Annotated in this window: 13 protein-coding genes; 8 read left to right on the forward strand and 5 right to left on the reverse strand. The window is 70.5% G+C overall.

From position 1 onward, the window contains the following. On the forward strand, positions 1-249 hold a 249-nt coding region (locus tag GWK61_RS46055), incomplete at its 5' end, for a helix-turn-helix domain-containing protein (RefSeq protein WP_194919147.1). A 159-nt stretch (positions 250-408) separates the two neighbouring features. Beyond that, on the forward strand, positions 409-1,308 hold the full coding sequence (locus tag GWK61_RS46060) for an AurF N-oxygenase family protein (RefSeq protein WP_194919149.1): 900 nt from the start codon (positions 409-411) through the stop codon (positions 1,306-1,308). Positions 1,309-1,350: 42 nt separating this feature from the next. Here GWK61_RS46060 and GWK61_RS46065 read toward each other — a convergent pair whose 3' ends face one another. Next, positions 1,351-2,160, reverse strand: coding sequence for a DUF3048 domain-containing protein (locus tag GWK61_RS46065; protein ID WP_323748059.1), 810 nt, complete (start codon positions 2,158-2,160; stop codon positions 1,351-1,353). Here GWK61_RS46065 and GWK61_RS57685 point away from each other — a divergent pair. Continuing rightward, positions 2,144-2,371, forward strand: coding sequence for a hypothetical protein (locus tag GWK61_RS57685; RefSeq protein WP_228564063.1), 228 nt, complete (start codon positions 2,144-2,146; stop codon positions 2,369-2,371). The two genes, GWK61_RS46065 and GWK61_RS57685, sit on opposite strands and share 17 nt — an antisense overlap. A 129-nt stretch (positions 2,372-2,500) precedes the next feature. Here the strand turns inward: GWK61_RS57685 and fxlM are convergent, their stop codons facing one another. Genes fxlM through GWK61_RS46080 form a run of 3 tightly spaced genes read right to left on the reverse strand, consistent with a single transcriptional unit; the run spans position 2,501 to position 5,937 of the window. Then, on the reverse strand, positions 2,501-3,982 hold the full coding sequence (gene fxlM / locus GWK61_RS46070) for a methyltransferase, FxLD system (protein WP_323748060.1): 1,482 nt from the start codon (positions 3,980-3,982) through the stop codon (positions 2,501-2,503). Between the two features lie 18 nt (positions 3,983-4,000). Further along, the gene (locus GWK61_RS46075; RefSeq protein WP_194919153.1) at positions 4,001-4,591 is read right to left on the reverse strand and encodes a hypothetical protein; all 591 of its coding nucleotides are present in this window, start codon (positions 4,589-4,591) and stop codon (positions 4,001-4,003) included. A 2-nt stretch (positions 4,592-4,593) separates the two neighbouring features. Next, the gene (locus tag GWK61_RS46080; protein ID WP_323748061.1) at positions 4,594-5,937 is read right to left on the reverse strand and encodes an MFS transporter; all 1,344 of its coding nucleotides are present in this window, start codon (positions 5,935-5,937) and stop codon (positions 4,594-4,596) included. Positions 5,938-6,102: 165 nt separating this feature from the next. Between GWK61_RS46080 and GWK61_RS46085 the strand changes: the two genes are divergently transcribed. The 3 genes from GWK61_RS46085 (at position 6,103) to GWK61_RS46095 (ending at position 10,211) form a co-directional block, all read left to right on the forward strand. Then, complete coding sequence (locus GWK61_RS46085) at positions 6,103-6,924, forward strand: site-specific integrase (protein WP_194919155.1); 822 nt, start codon at positions 6,103-6,105, stop codon at positions 6,922-6,924. A 31-nt stretch (positions 6,925-6,955) separates the two neighbouring features. Next, positions 6,956-7,765 carry a glycosyltransferase family 2 protein gene (locus tag GWK61_RS46090; protein WP_194919158.1) on the forward strand — a complete coding sequence of 270 codons (810 nt, stop codon included), beginning with the start codon at positions 6,956-6,958 and terminating at the stop codon, positions 7,763-7,765. A 145-nt stretch (positions 7,766-7,910) separates the two neighbouring features. Next, positions 7,911-10,211 carry an acyltransferase family protein gene (locus GWK61_RS46095; protein WP_194919160.1) on the forward strand — a complete coding sequence of 767 codons (2,301 nt, stop codon included), beginning with the start codon at positions 7,911-7,913 and terminating at the stop codon, positions 10,209-10,211. A gap of 29 nt (positions 10,212-10,240) precedes the next feature. Here GWK61_RS46095 and GWK61_RS46100 read toward each other — a convergent pair whose 3' ends face one another. Continuing rightward, entirely contained in the window at positions 10,241-10,855 is a 615-nt protein-coding gene (locus GWK61_RS46100; protein ID WP_194919162.1) for a TetR/AcrR family transcriptional regulator, read from the reverse strand. A 68-nt stretch (positions 10,856-10,923) separates the two neighbouring features. Here GWK61_RS46100 and GWK61_RS46105 point away from each other — a divergent pair, with 68 nt between their 5' ends. Both GWK61_RS46105 and GWK61_RS46110 read left to right on the forward strand, forming a co-directional pair. Beyond that, positions 10,924-11,997, forward strand: a complete 1,074-nt coding sequence (locus tag GWK61_RS46105) for a glycoside hydrolase family 113 protein (RefSeq protein ID WP_194919164.1) — start codon at positions 10,924-10,926, stop codon at positions 11,995-11,997. A 143-nt stretch (positions 11,998-12,140) separates the two neighbouring features. Further along, positions 12,141-12,889 (forward strand): dienelactone hydrolase family protein (locus GWK61_RS46110; RefSeq protein ID WP_194919166.1); only part of this gene is annotated, 749 nt, incomplete at its 3' end.

Below are 12,889 nucleotides of genomic sequence, written 5' to 3' on the forward strand. Positions count from 1 at the left end.
CCCCTGGCCCCCATGACGGACCGCCGCTGGGTGATACCGACCGTCGACGCCTACCTGTCGCAGGGCGGCCGACTGAAGGAGGTCGCCTCGGTCCTGAACGTGCACCAGAACACCGTCAAATACCGGATCAGCGAACTGCGACCGTTCCTCGACCTGGCGGCCTACGGCGGCGAGAGGTCTGCGACGCTCTTGTTGGCGGTGCGTGTGCACATCTATCTCTCCGCTGTCACCAAGGAGAGTGTTTTGTAGCTCTGTGTGCTGAACCAGCGTCAGCCTGGTTTTCGCAGTTCAGAGGCAGTGCCGTAGGCCACCGTTCCCGGCTGGCCTCTCTTGACGCGCGGTCCAATAGGGCCCATGCTTGGCTTGATGTTACCGCCGGTAACTTTGGAGCTAGGGGATGGGACGACCATGGCGCGCGGGACGCTAGACCGGGAGCAGGTGGCGGCGAAGCTGCTGGACGCGTCCGCGAAGCACTCCTTCGATCCGGTGCATGAGGTCGATTGGGAGCAGGAGCAGCCGGCGGATCTGTTCTATGCGGTGCCGGAGCACGTCTCCTTGTACGGCACGCCGTTGTGGGAGCGGATGACGGCGGAGCAGCGGATCGAGTTGAGCAAGCAGGAGATCGTCAACATCATGTCGATGGGGATCTGGTTTGAGACCATCCTCATGCGCATGCTGCTGAAGATGGCCTATGAGCGGCATCGGCCGGAGTCGCGGCATGTGCAGTACGCGTATACCGAGGTCGGGGACGAGTGCCGGCATTCGCTGATGTTCATCCGCATGATCGAGACGGTCGGGGCGCGGCCGTACGGCCGTCCCGGGTACCTCAACACGCTGGGCCGCTACGTCCCGGTGCTGCTGCAGGGGGCGCCGATGTGGGTGGGCACGCTCATGGGGGAGGAGATCGTCGACGTCATGCAGCGCGAGATGATCCGTGACGAACGTGTGCAGCCCCTGGTGCGGCAGGTGTCGAAGATCCACGTGATCGAGGAGACGAGGCACGTCAGCTACGCGCGGGAGGCGCTGGCGCGGCGCATTCCGCGCGCCGGGCGGCTGGAGCGGGAGCACGCGCGGCTGGTCGCGGCCGAGAGCGCGGTGGTGGTCGGCGAGTTCATGGTGAACCCGGCCGTCTACAAGCGCGTCGGGATTGCGGATCCGGTGGCGGCGCGGCGGATGGCGAAGGGGAATCCGTACCACCTGGAGGTCAAGCGGCGGGCCGCGGCGAAGGTGGTGCCGTTCTTCGAGGAGCTCGGGCTGATGGGCGGGCCGACGTTGAAGCGGTGGCAGAGGTCTGGGTTCGTGGCCTGATCGGTAGCGCTCAAGTCTCAGGTCGCAGCTCTCAAGCGCCGGCTATTGCGGCGTGAGCACGATCCAGACCGGGCCGGGGTGGAACGGCATCGGCTGGCCGTTGAACGTGAAGCTGGTCGTGGCCGCGTCGTTCGGACGCGACCAGGTGCCCGTGTACGAGTTCCCGTCGCGCAGCACCACGGCCTGGCCGTTGCCGACCGTCGGCGCGTACGGCGAGAGCTGGTCGGGCACGTCGTGGAACCCGCGCGGCGACGTCGTCTCTGCGACCTTCTGCAGCACGATGGTCGGCGCCCCGAGCGGACCGCCGTCGGTGGTGGACGCGTCCCGGCCGTCCATCGCGATCAGGTACTCGCCCTTGCCCGCGTCCCAGGTGAAGGTGAAGGACGCCGAGGGCATGCGTGCAGTGGCGGTCGTGGTCGGGACGCCGCCGGCCGGCGCGGGGCCGAAACGGAAGCCGATGTCCTTGGCAGCGGCGGTGTTCGGGAAGTCGCTCAGCACCTTGGTCGGGTCCAGGTACTCGTTGTACGGCGCGTTGCGCGAGTCGTCGCGCGAGAACGCGGCGCCGTCCTGGTCGGGGCTGGTGTTGTAGATGTCCGCGGCGGCCAGGACCGGCAGGAACACGCTCAGCGCGCCGGAGTAGGCGAAGTCGACCTTGCCGTACTGCTCCAGGATCGGCAGGTCGCTCTCCCGGGCGCTGCGCACCGGCCCGATCTTGCCGCCGGACGGCAGGTGATTGGAGTCGTATACAGCCAGGAAGCGCGAAAGGCCGCCCTCGACTTCGATCGCGTAGACGACGTCGGCCGAGGCCAGGCCGGTCTGAGGGCGCGCGTAGACGATGTTGTCGATCTTCACCGCGAGGATCTTCCCCGCCGGTCCCGGCAGGCCGGTGAGCGGGGAGACATTGCCGGAGGCGGTGCCCGAAGCAGAGGTCGATGACGTCGCCGGGCTGGTCGGTGACGCGGCCGGCTTTTTGTGGCCGTTGCCGCACGAGGCGGTCAGACAGAGGGCTGCGGTGCAGCAGGCCAGCGCGGCGACACAGGTGCGCGTTCGGGCGCGAACGTGAGTTCGGGCGCGGAGTCGAGTCGCGAGTCGGGCTTCGCGTCGGGTCTCGGATCGCGTGGGTCGCATGGGTCGGTCTTCCTCCCCGTCGGTGCGTTGCACAGAGCGACGTCATGCATTTACCCGATTCGGCCTACCTCGATGCAGCCGGCCAGGTCACGGCTAGGCGCACATGCTCCCGCACGGCGATCACCGTCGCATCCGGGACCGGGTCGCCGATCGGCCAGGCGGTGATCACCGGCCCGGAACCCAGGCGCTGATCACGACTCCACGCAGCCGTGCTGTCGGCCAGCTCCGACGCCAGGTGCACAGCGTCCGGGCCGAAGGCGTGAGCGCCGAGTTCGATGCGGCCGTCGGGGCGGGCGCGTGCGGTGAGGTGCGCGAAGCCGGTGGGGGTGGCGACGGCGGGAGTGGCGGTGGCCAAAGCGGGTTCGAGGGCTTCGGTGCCCGGCGCACCCGGCGGTCCCGGTGCCGCCGGGGCGCCGGGGACGTGCACGGTCAGCTGGCAGTAGCCGGGGAACTCGGTGGCGAGCCACAGCGGCAGCGTGTCCCACGGCTCCCAGCGCCAGACCCGGACGCCGGACCAGCGCTCCGCGCGCGGGCTGCGCAGGTGCGCCTCGATGCGCGCCGCGTCGGGGATCGCGTCGAGGTCGTCGGCGGCGACGGTCAGGTCGCCGTCGTTGAGCAAGAGTCCTTCCTCGGCGTGGCTGCCCGCGCCCTGCATCTTCACGAATCCGCACAGCCGCGTGGAGCGGCTGACGAGGTGGTCCTCCTCCCGGTCGAAGGCCACCGAGCGGGTCATGCCGTGCAGCAGCAGCGGCACGACGACGCGCCCCTGCGGCGTCAGCTGCCTGATCCAGGCCGGCGGCAGGTCCCAGGCCTCGACCGTGACCACGATGCGGTCGTACGGCGCGTGGTCCGGCACCCCGGCCGCGGCGTCGGCGGTGACCACGTGCACGGCGGCGTAGCCGGCCTCGTCCAGGCAGCGGCGCGCGCGGTCGGTCACCGCCGGGTCGATGTCCACGGTGGTGACCTCGCCGTCCGGTCCGGCGAGCTCGGCCATGAGCGCGGCGTTGTAGCCGCCGGAGCCGATCTCCAGCAGCCGCATGCCGGGGCGGATCCCGGCCTGCTCCAGCATGATCGCCTGGATGTCGGGCGCGCTCACCGAGCTGGTCGGGACGCCGTGCCGGTCGCGCTTCACGAACACGACCTGGTTCGCGTACGCCGCCTCCAGCGCCAGCCCCGGCGTGAACACGTGCCGCGGCACCGCACGGACGGCCGCCGCGACCTCGGGCGCGGTGATCGCGCCCTCGGCGACGAGCCGGTCGGCGAGCCTGGCCCGGAAGGCGGCGGCCTGGGCCTCGGCCCGGGCAGCTTGGGACGCCGCCTGGTCCGCGTCACCCCAGCGGTACCTGGACCGACGGCGGCCCTCGCGCCCCGAACGGGACCCGGAACCGGAGCCGGAACTGGAAGTGGAACCAGCAGTAGAACCAGAATCGCGACCGGAGCCGGAACCGGAATCCGCACCGGGACCGGCACCGGAACCCGAACCGGCCCGCGCGCCCTCGCCGCGTCCGTCCCGATCCCGATCCCGATCCGGATCCGCCGTCGCCACGAACGCCACCTCCTCGCATCAGGCGTCCTCCCCAGCCTGGTACAGCGAGTAAGCCTTTTCATAGTGTGTTCCCTCCTCCGGGTGCTGCGGCAGCGCGGGATGCGGCCGCCGGCCGCCGTGCGCGATCGTCCGGACGGCCCCGCGGCTCATCGGCTGCGCCCGCCGCTCGCGCACCACCCAGCCGCGCAGCGTGGACTCGTGGCCGGGCAGCGTGTGGCAGGGGCCGCGGCAGCTGCGCAGGATCAGCCCGACCGGGGCGCCGGTGAGCGCGCCGAGCACCAGCAGCCCGCCGAACGTCGTCCCGGCGCCCTCGCGGTCGGTGAGGCAGCGCCGTCCGCGCCGGGACAGGGCCAGGTCGGCGGCCAGCCCCGGCTCCCCACCACGGCCGTGCGCCAGGCAGGTGGCCAGATGCTCGCCGTCGAGCGCGGTGCGGGCCAGACGGTCCACGAGGTCGGCGGCCAGTCGGCGAGCTGCGTCGATGGCCCGGAGCGGGTCCGGCTCGGCCTCGGCGGCGTCCCAGATCGCCCGGCCGGCTCGGCGGCGGACGTGGTCGGGGTGCCGGGTCCAGCGGTCGCCGGTGGTGGTGCCGGTGGCGGCTTCGGCGGTCATGGTCAACCTCCTGATGGTGAGGGCGATGCTGAGGAAGCCGTCGAGGGCTCCCGGCTCGGCGCGGGCGGTGTTTCGGGTTCGATCACTGTTTCGATCACCGTAGCGGAGGGTTCTGACAAGTCCTCTTCTTCCAGGTCAAGACGTCGTATAGCGGGCAAAGCGAGCATCAGCGCGACCGTCGCGAACTGGAACACCGCCCCGAACGCCAGGAACGCCCCGATCCCGAACGCCGCCCCCAACGGCCCGGCCACCACCAGCCCGAGCGGCCCCAGCGCGAACGCGCCGAGCGTCTGGTACGCCGTGATCCGCCCCAGCACCTCGGCCGGCACTCGCGCCTGCATCACGGTGTTGCCCAGCGCGCCCCCGATGGCGCCGCCAACGCCGGTGACCGCCGCAGCAGCGCACACAAACGGCAGCGACAGATCGCTGGCCAGCAGGGCAGGCGTGAAGACGTAGCCGAACGTCGCGACCACCGAGATCAGGAACGGCCGCTTCGGCTTGCGGCCCAGCAGCGCCACTCCGCCGAGGATCGACCCCGCGCTGTTCGCGGCCAGCACCAGCCCCCACGCGCCGGCCCCGCCCAGCCGGTGCTCGGCCACCACCGGCCCCAGCACCAGATACGGCGCCCAGACCAGGGCGTTGAAGAGCGCGAACTGGAGCGTGCTCAGCCACAGCCAGGTCCGGAAGCGGAACTCGTCCCAGCCGTCCCGCAGGTCCCTGATGACCGTGGTCCGCTCGCCCGGCTCCGGCTGCGGCACATGCGACAGGCGCAGCAGCACCACGACGCTGACCGCGTAGCTCCCGGCGTCGATGAACAGCACCGACGCCGGCCCCGCCGCCCCGCCGAGGGCCGCCGCGATCAGGCCGCCGAGCGCCGGGCCGGCGACCCCCGCGCTGGACACGGCCACGCTGAGCATGGCGTTGGCGTCGGTGCGCCGCCCGGCCGGGATGAGCCGCGGGATCAGCGCCTGCAACGAGGGGCTGAAGATGCCCTCGCCGATGCCGGACAGCGCCGCCGTGACGATCATCGCGGTCAGCGTGGCGTGCCCGGTGAGCACCAGCAGCCCGAAGGCGACCTGCGCCCCGCACCGCAGCAGGTCGGAGGTGATCATCACCTTCCGCCCGCCGAGCCGGTCCGCGAACACCCCGCCGAGCAGCAGGAGCAGGATCACCGGCACGATGCGCGCGGCCATCACCCAGCCCAGGCCGCCGGGCCCGGCGCCGGTGTGCAGGACGGCGAAGGCGGTGGCGACCGGGGCCATGGAGGTGCCGAGCCGGGAGGTCAGGTAGCCGGTGAAGAACCACCGGAAGTCCTTGTCGGCCAGCGTGGAGAAGATTCGAGACACATCGGGAGCGTCGCTGCCAGGCGCAGAGCCGTTCAAGCGTTTTCTGCGCCTAAGTTGAGTCTCTTTGCATAAACTTTATGAGCAGTCATATTTACCGCAGTAAACACTCCCCTTGACCAGTCGCACTACACTTCTTTCAGGTCCGCTGAAAGGAGGGGGAAGAGAGTGTTTACTGCGGTAACTTCGGACTTCGCGCCACCGGTCGAATACGCGGTAGCGGTCGAGCGATTCCTGGCCTCCGCCAGCCTGAGCCCGGCCTCGCAGCGGATCTACCGGATCGCGCTGACCACCTGGTCCTGGATGCTGGTCGAGCGCGAGTCGCCGGTCGGCCCGGCCCGCCGGGGCGCGGCGGCGCCGGTGGTGCCGCTCGGGCTGCTCGACAGCGCCCCGGCGCCGTCCCGCCTGGCCGCCGGCTTCGCCGCCCGCGAGGCGGCCGTCGGACCCCGCACCGCGAACCGCGAGCTGGCGATCCTGCGCAGCGCGCTGACCTGGTGGCGCGCCCGCGAGTGGGTGACCTGCGACCCGACCGCCGGGATCCGTCGCCGCACCGCGACCGCGCGAGGCGTCGAGCCGCTCAACGACGAGCAGGCACGCGCGGTCCTGCGCCTGCGCGCGCCGCTGCGCGAACAGGCCCTGTGGCACGCGGTCTACGACAGCGGCGGCGGCATCGAGCGCATCCTGGCCCTGGACGTCCCCGACCTGGACCCGAACGGCCGCCGCACCCACCCCCGCCTGCCCGGCGAACCCCTGCACTGGCGCCCCACGACAGGGCGCCTGCTGGCACTGCTCGCCGCCGGACGCCCCTCGGGCCCGCTGTTCCTGACCGACCGCCGCGCGCCGTCGGACACCCCCACCCGCGACCTGTGCCGGGTGACCGCCCGCGGACGCCTGTCCTACCGGCGCGCGGCGGAGCTGTTCACCGCGGCGACGCAGAGCCTTGACGACGCTGGACGCGGGTGGACGCTGCGGCAGCTGCGCCGAGAGTGACGCTGACGAAGAGCTAATGCAGGTGACGAGCATGGCGCCGCGTGACAGGCTGCTGCGGGTGACCGACGATCTCGTGTGGTGGCCGCAGACGCCGAGCGTGGACGAGGGCAAGGTCGCGGTGGTGACCGTCTCGTACAACACCCGAGAGCTGACGGCGTTCCTGCTCTGGTCGCTGCGCACCATTGTGAACTGGCCGAAGCTGGAGATCGTGGTCGTGGACAACGGCTCCCGCGACGGATCGGCGCAGTTCCTGGCCGAGGCGGCGAGCCGCGGGGTCTGCACCCTGATCGCCAACGACGGCAACCGCCAGCACGGCCCGGGCCTCAACCAGGGCATCTCCCACCTCGCGGCCCGTCCGGGATCGCATCCGGAGTGGATCTGGGTCCTGGATTCCGATGTCGTGGCCACCCGCCCCGACGTGCTGTCGGCCGCCTTCGGCACGGCCCGGGAACACTCCGCGGCCCTGGTCGGCGAACCGCAGAACGACCAGTGGCACCCCGACGGCCGTTTCGGACTCTTCTCGCTGCTCATCGACCCCGCAATGGTCTGGCGCGAGGGGGTCGGGCCGTTCACCGACGACGGTGATCCCGCCTTCGACCTGCTGACTTCGGCCGCCCGGCAGGGCATTCCGATGATGCCCTTCCCATTCACCGCCGACGGCCACGTGATCCATCGCGGACGCGGCACCCTCGCCGCGGTCCACGCCGCCGAGGAGCGCGACCATCCGCTCTACACGTGGGCTGAGACCCACCACGACGCGCACTACGCCGAAGTCCCCGGCGCGGACGAGCGCTACCGCACGCTGCTTCAGCGATTCCGCGATCAACCACACGTCGTATAAGCATCCTTAAACGATCTGTCTCCGCTGGACGGGTGATTCGGCTCCGGAGTCCCGTCGAACTGCGTTAATGCCCCACGAGAAGTGGTGCATAAGGGAACTTATGGAGCCTGATGAGGCGGCGCGGCCGCTTCCGCGTCATCGTTTCGTGGAGTTGCCGGTCTTCGGCACCGCCTCCGGGCGGTCCGTGGGCGGGGTGCGGGCCGATGACGTCGCCGAGCTGAGGACGATCGCCGGGATCGAGGCGCGCGGCCACCAGGCGGAACCGGAGCCGGAACCTGAGCTCGAACAGGATCCTGAACAGCAAGAACACGACCCCGAGTCGGATCCGGCAACCAGGGTCCTGACCCGCATCCCCGCCCTCGACGGACTCCGGGCCCTGGCCGTGGCCGCCGTCCTCCTCTATCACGCCGGCATCTCCCGGGCCCGCGGCGGCTTCCTCGGCGTCGACGTCTTCTTCGTCCTGTCCGGCTACCTCATCACGGGCCTGCTGGCCCGCGAATACCTCGCGACCGGCGCCGTCGCCCTGCGCCGCTTCTACCACCGCCGCGCGCGCCGCCTGCTGCCGGCGCTGTTCGTCGTCCTGGCGGCCGTCTGCGCGTATGTGGTGCTGCGGCTGCCCGGGGAGGCTGTGGGCTTCCGCGGCGACGCCACCGCCTCGTTGTTCTACGTCACCAACTGGTGGTTCGTGGCCAACGGCCAGTCCTACTTCGGCGGCACCGGCCGGCCGAGCCTGGTGATGCATCTGTGGTCGCTGGCTGTCGAGGAGCAGTTCTACGTCGTCTGGCCGGTGTTTCTGCTGGTAGCGCTCGGCCGGTCGCCGCAGTCGGAGCGTGCCGAGCGCGTGAGGGCCCTGTGGCGTGCCGTCGGGTGGGCCACGCTGCTGGCGGTCTGTTCGGTCGGGCTGACCGTCCTGCTGTACTCGCCGTGGCGCGACCCCTCGCGCGTCTACTACGGCACCGACACTCGCGCCTTCGAGCTCCTGATCGGCGTCTTGGCTGCGCTGTTGCAGGTCGCGCGTGCGACGCTGCGCCAGCCGGTGACGGCCGAGGCTGGCGCCGAAACCCATGTCGAAGCACGTTCCACTGCACTCACAGTGCGCCGGATCGCCATCGAGTCGGCGTCGTTCCTGACACTGGCTGGCATCCTGTGGGCCTTCGCCGCCGTCCCCGCGTCTTCGCCCACGCTCTATCCGGTAGGCCTGATCGCGGTGTCTGTCGCCTCGGCCGTGCTCATCAGGACTCTGGTCTCCGGCACCGCTGTGTCCGGGCTGTTGGCCGGCAGGCCCTTCGTTTGGCTCGGTGAGCGCTCGTACGCGCTTTACCTGTGGCATTGGCCGATTTTCGACGTCACGCGCCCCGGCGTTGACGTTGCCTGGCCCCCGCAGACCGTGCTGCTGGTGCGCATCCTGCTGTCCGTGGTGCTCGCCGATCTGACCTACCGCTTCATCGAGACGCCGATCCGCCACGGCGCCCTCGGTCGTGCCGCCGCGCGGGCTCGCGAAGCGTTCGGGCGGCGTGAGCTCGGCGTGCCGCTGGCGACCGCCGGATCGGCGCTGGCCGTGGTCGCGGCGGCCGCCATGCTCGCGGACACGCTGGTCACGACCGCCGCCGCGCACCCCGTCGACGCGCGGGCCGTCGCGGTCGACAACCGGCCGGCCGCCGCCTTGGACGAGCCGCACGGCAGCGTGCCGCTACCTCACCCGCACGCCGCACCTGTCAACGGAGACGGAGCCCCCTCCTACCCGACCGCGCTCCCGCCGCGTCCGGCACACCCGCCGCGCGTGGCTCTGATCGGCGACTCGCAGGGCATGACCCTGTACATCAACCGGCCCCCGGACACCGCCGCGTACGTCCACCTCCTCAACGACACCACCGAAGGTTGCGACTTCCTCGGCGGCCGCATCAGCAGCGGCGCCGGCGACCGCCGCGACCTGGACGCCGAATGCGGCGCCACGGTTGCCAAGTGGGCCTCCCGGATCGAGCGCGACCATGCCGACACCGCGCTGCTGATGGTCGGTGCCTGGGACCTGTTCGACGAGCAGGTGGACGGCGCCGCGCTGCCGTTCGGCAGCTCCGGCTGGGACGCGTACTTCACCGACCGGCTGGCCCAGACCGTCAGCACCCTGAAGGCCACCGGCCTGCCGCAGCTCGACCTGGCGCTGCTGCCCTGCTACCGACCGACCCACACCGCGGGGAGCTCAGGCGGCCTGTGGCCCGAGCGCGGCGACGACTCGCGGATCGCGCACGTCAACACCCTGCTGGCGTCCTACGCCCAGGACCCGGCGCACCATGTCCGTGCGCTCTACCCTCCGGCGCAGTTCTGCCAGGACCCGACCATCGCCTCCAGCCGCTCCTACCGTTGGGACGGAGTCCACTACTACAAGCCGGGTGCGCGTCTGTATTTGCGGAACGCGATTCCTCAGCTTCTGGAGGCGAACACGCCGTGATCGTCTCGGCGAGCTGCTTCTGGGCCCGCTTACGTCGAGACGGCGCGCCCGCGCACTAGGGGCAGGAACACCTCGTCCACGATCTCGACCACGACCTCGTCGGGGACCTCGGGAAGGCCGCGCACCGCGTACTCGCCGCGCAGCACCATGATCGGCAGCGAGGCGACGCGCGGATGGACGGCTTCCTGCGGGGCTTCGCCGCGCTCTACTGCGTGCTCCAGGAGCGTTAGCCAGGCCGCGTCCATGGCGTTGCCGCCGGCTTGTTCGCGAAGGAGTGTGAGCAGGTCGGGATCCTCTGCCGCAGCCGCGAGCAGGTTGCGGAGGACGGCGCCCTGCGGGGAGGACCAGGTCGCGTTCGCTGCTCGGAGCAGGGCCAGGGCGTCGGCGCGCAGTGTTCCGGTGTCGGGGACCTGTAACTCGCCGGCGATCAGGTGGCGGTACGCGGCCACGCCGAGGGCGGCGCGGGCCGGCCAGCGGCGGTAGATCGCGTTCTTGTTCGTTCCGGCGCGGTGCGCCACACGGTCCATCGTCATGCCCGCGTAGCCGGATTCGCGGAGTTCGTCGGCGGCGGCTCGCAGGATCGCGTCCTCCAGCTCCGCGCCCCGGCGGCGGGTGGGGGTGTCGCGGTGCTGGTCGGGCGGCATGGCGGGTGGTCCTTTCGGGGATAGGGTACGCTGCGTACCCTAAGTTGCTTCCGTGATTGGAGATTGCGATGCGCGTTTTCGGCGTCACGTACGACACCGGGTTCACGAACGCCGGGACCACCAACCACGAACCGTTCCTGCCGGACATTGTGCAGCGTGAGATGCGGGTGATCCGCGAGGACCTGCATTGCGATGCGGTGCGGATCACTGGCGGGGTCGCGGAGCGGTTGGAGGTGGCCGCGCGGGCGGCGGCGGAGGCGGGGCTGGAGGTTTGGTACTGCCCGTTCACGAATGGTTTGAGTCAGGAGGAGTTGTTCGGGTTTCTGGTTGATGCGGCTGAGCGTGCGGAGCGGGTGCGGGCTGAGGTCGAGGGGGCTCGGGTGGTGTTCCTTACCGGGTCGGAGATCACGTTGTTCACTGGTGGGTTCCTGCCGGGGGAGACGTTTCAGGAGCGGGCCGCGGTGTTGGGGGATCCGGTGCGGTTCCGGGGTTTGCTGCCGCAGATGAACGTTGATCTGAACGCGTTCTTGGCGCGGGTCCTTGTCGAGGTCCGGGCTCGGTTTCGTGGGGTGGTTGGCTATGCGTCGGTCGCCTTCGAGCGTGTGGACTGGACGCTGTTCGACGTGATCGCCAGTGATGCCGGGTATCGCGACGCGAGCAATGCTGCGATGTTTCCTGAGGCGTTGAAGGCTCAGGTCTCGCAGGGGAAGCCGTTCGCTGTGACGGAGTTCGGCTGCGGCGCGTTTCGTGGTGCTGCTGCGCTGGGGTCGCGGGGTGATGCGATTTTGGAGTGGGGTGCGGACGCGCGGCCGGTGCGGATGGTGGAGGGGACTGTTCGTGATGAGGAGGAGCAGGCCGGTTATGTGCGGGAGATGCTGGGGATCTACGACGCTGCGGGGGTTGAGGCGGCGTTCGTGTACACCTTCGCGCGCTGGGACATGCCGACGCTCGGGGATCGTGAGCTGGAGCCTGAGCGGGACTTCGATGCGGCGAGTTTCGGGATCGTGAGGGTGCTGCCGGCTGGGGTGGCGGTGGGGGAGTATGCGGAGCTCAATTGGGAGCCGAAGGCTGCTTTCGGGGTTGTTGCAGAGTTTGGGCTTGCGCGGCGCGCGCGGCTTGCGGGGGTGGTGGAGGGCGCCTGAGGGTTGTGCGCTTGGGGCGCGGGATCGTGGAAGAGTTGGTGGGGGACGCGCTTGTTTTGGCGAGTGCCGCAGGGCCCCTTCAGAACCGCCGCAGGACTGCTTCAGGACCGCCTCAGAGCCGCCGCAGGAACGTAGGAGAGACCATGCCGACCGTAGCGCTGCAGATTCCGACCCCCGACGGCCAGGCCGATGCTTTTGCCGCCTTTCCCGACGGCGGCGGGCAGCATCCGGGGGTGCTGATGTATATGGACATCTTCGGCATTCGGCCGGAGCTGGAGCGCAAGGCTGTCGAGCTGGCCGGGCACGGGTACTACGTGCTGGTCCCCAACGTGTTCTACCGGCATGGAGCGGCGCCGCTGATCGAGCTGCCCGACTTCGTCGGGAACGACGAGCGGCACAAGGCGGTCGAGCAGCTGATGCCGATGGTGCACGCGCAGACTGCTGAGCGGGGACTGAGCGACGCTGAGGCGTACCTGGCGTTCCTGTCGGAGCAGCCGGGGGTGACGCCCGGCCCGGTCGCGGTGATGGGCTACTGCATGGGCGGCAGCCAGGCGCTGCGCACAGCTGCGGCGTTTCCGGAGCGGGTGGCGGCCGTCGCGTCGTTTCACGCGGGCAAGCTGGTCAACGACACGCCCGAGAGCCCGCACCGCACGGTCGTCCCGGCGATCACCGCGGACGTGCACATCGCACACGCAGAGACGGACATGCGTCCCGAGGAGGTCGGCGAGCTGAACAAGGCGCTGGAGGCTGCGGGGGTGCGGTACAGCTCGGAGATCTATCCGGGGACCGTGCACGGGTTCACGATGGCTGACACGTCGGCTTTCAGCGCTGCGGGGTTGCAGCAGCATTGGGATCGGCTGCTGGAGCTGCTTGGGGGCGCGCGGTTTGGGGC

It is taken from the genome of Catenulispora rubra, from assembly GCF_015356825.1.
In the GTDB taxonomy this organism is placed as follows: domain Bacteria; phylum Actinomycetota; class Actinomycetes; order Streptomycetales; family Catenulisporaceae; genus Catenulispora; species Catenulispora rubra.

What these genes read in the sequence shown, in the direction of transcription:
- GWK61_RS46060 (WP_194919149.1), top strand. Translation starts at nt 409, where the DNA reads ATGGCGCGCGGGACGCTAGACCGGGAGCAGGTGGCGGCGAAGCTGCTG.
- GWK61_RS57685 (WP_228564063.1), top strand. Translation starts at nt 2,144, where the DNA reads ATGTTGTCGATCTTCACCGCGAGGATCTTCCCCGCCGGTCCCGGCAGG.
- GWK61_RS46075 (WP_194919153.1), bottom strand. Translation starts at nt 4,591, where the DNA reads ATGACCGCCGAAGCCGCCACCGGCACCACCACCGGCGACCGCTGGACC.
- GWK61_RS46100 (WP_194919162.1), bottom strand. Translation starts at nt 10,855, where the DNA reads ATGCCGCCCGACCAGCACCGCGACACCCCCACCCGCCGCCGGGGCGCG.
- GWK61_RS46105 (WP_194919164.1), top strand. Translation starts at nt 10,924, where the DNA reads ATGCGCGTTTTCGGCGTCACGTACGACACCGGGTTCACGAACGCCGGG.
- GWK61_RS46090 (WP_194919158.1), top strand. Translation starts at nt 6,956, where the DNA reads ATGGCGCCGCGTGACAGGCTGCTGCGGGTGACCGACGATCTCGTGTGG.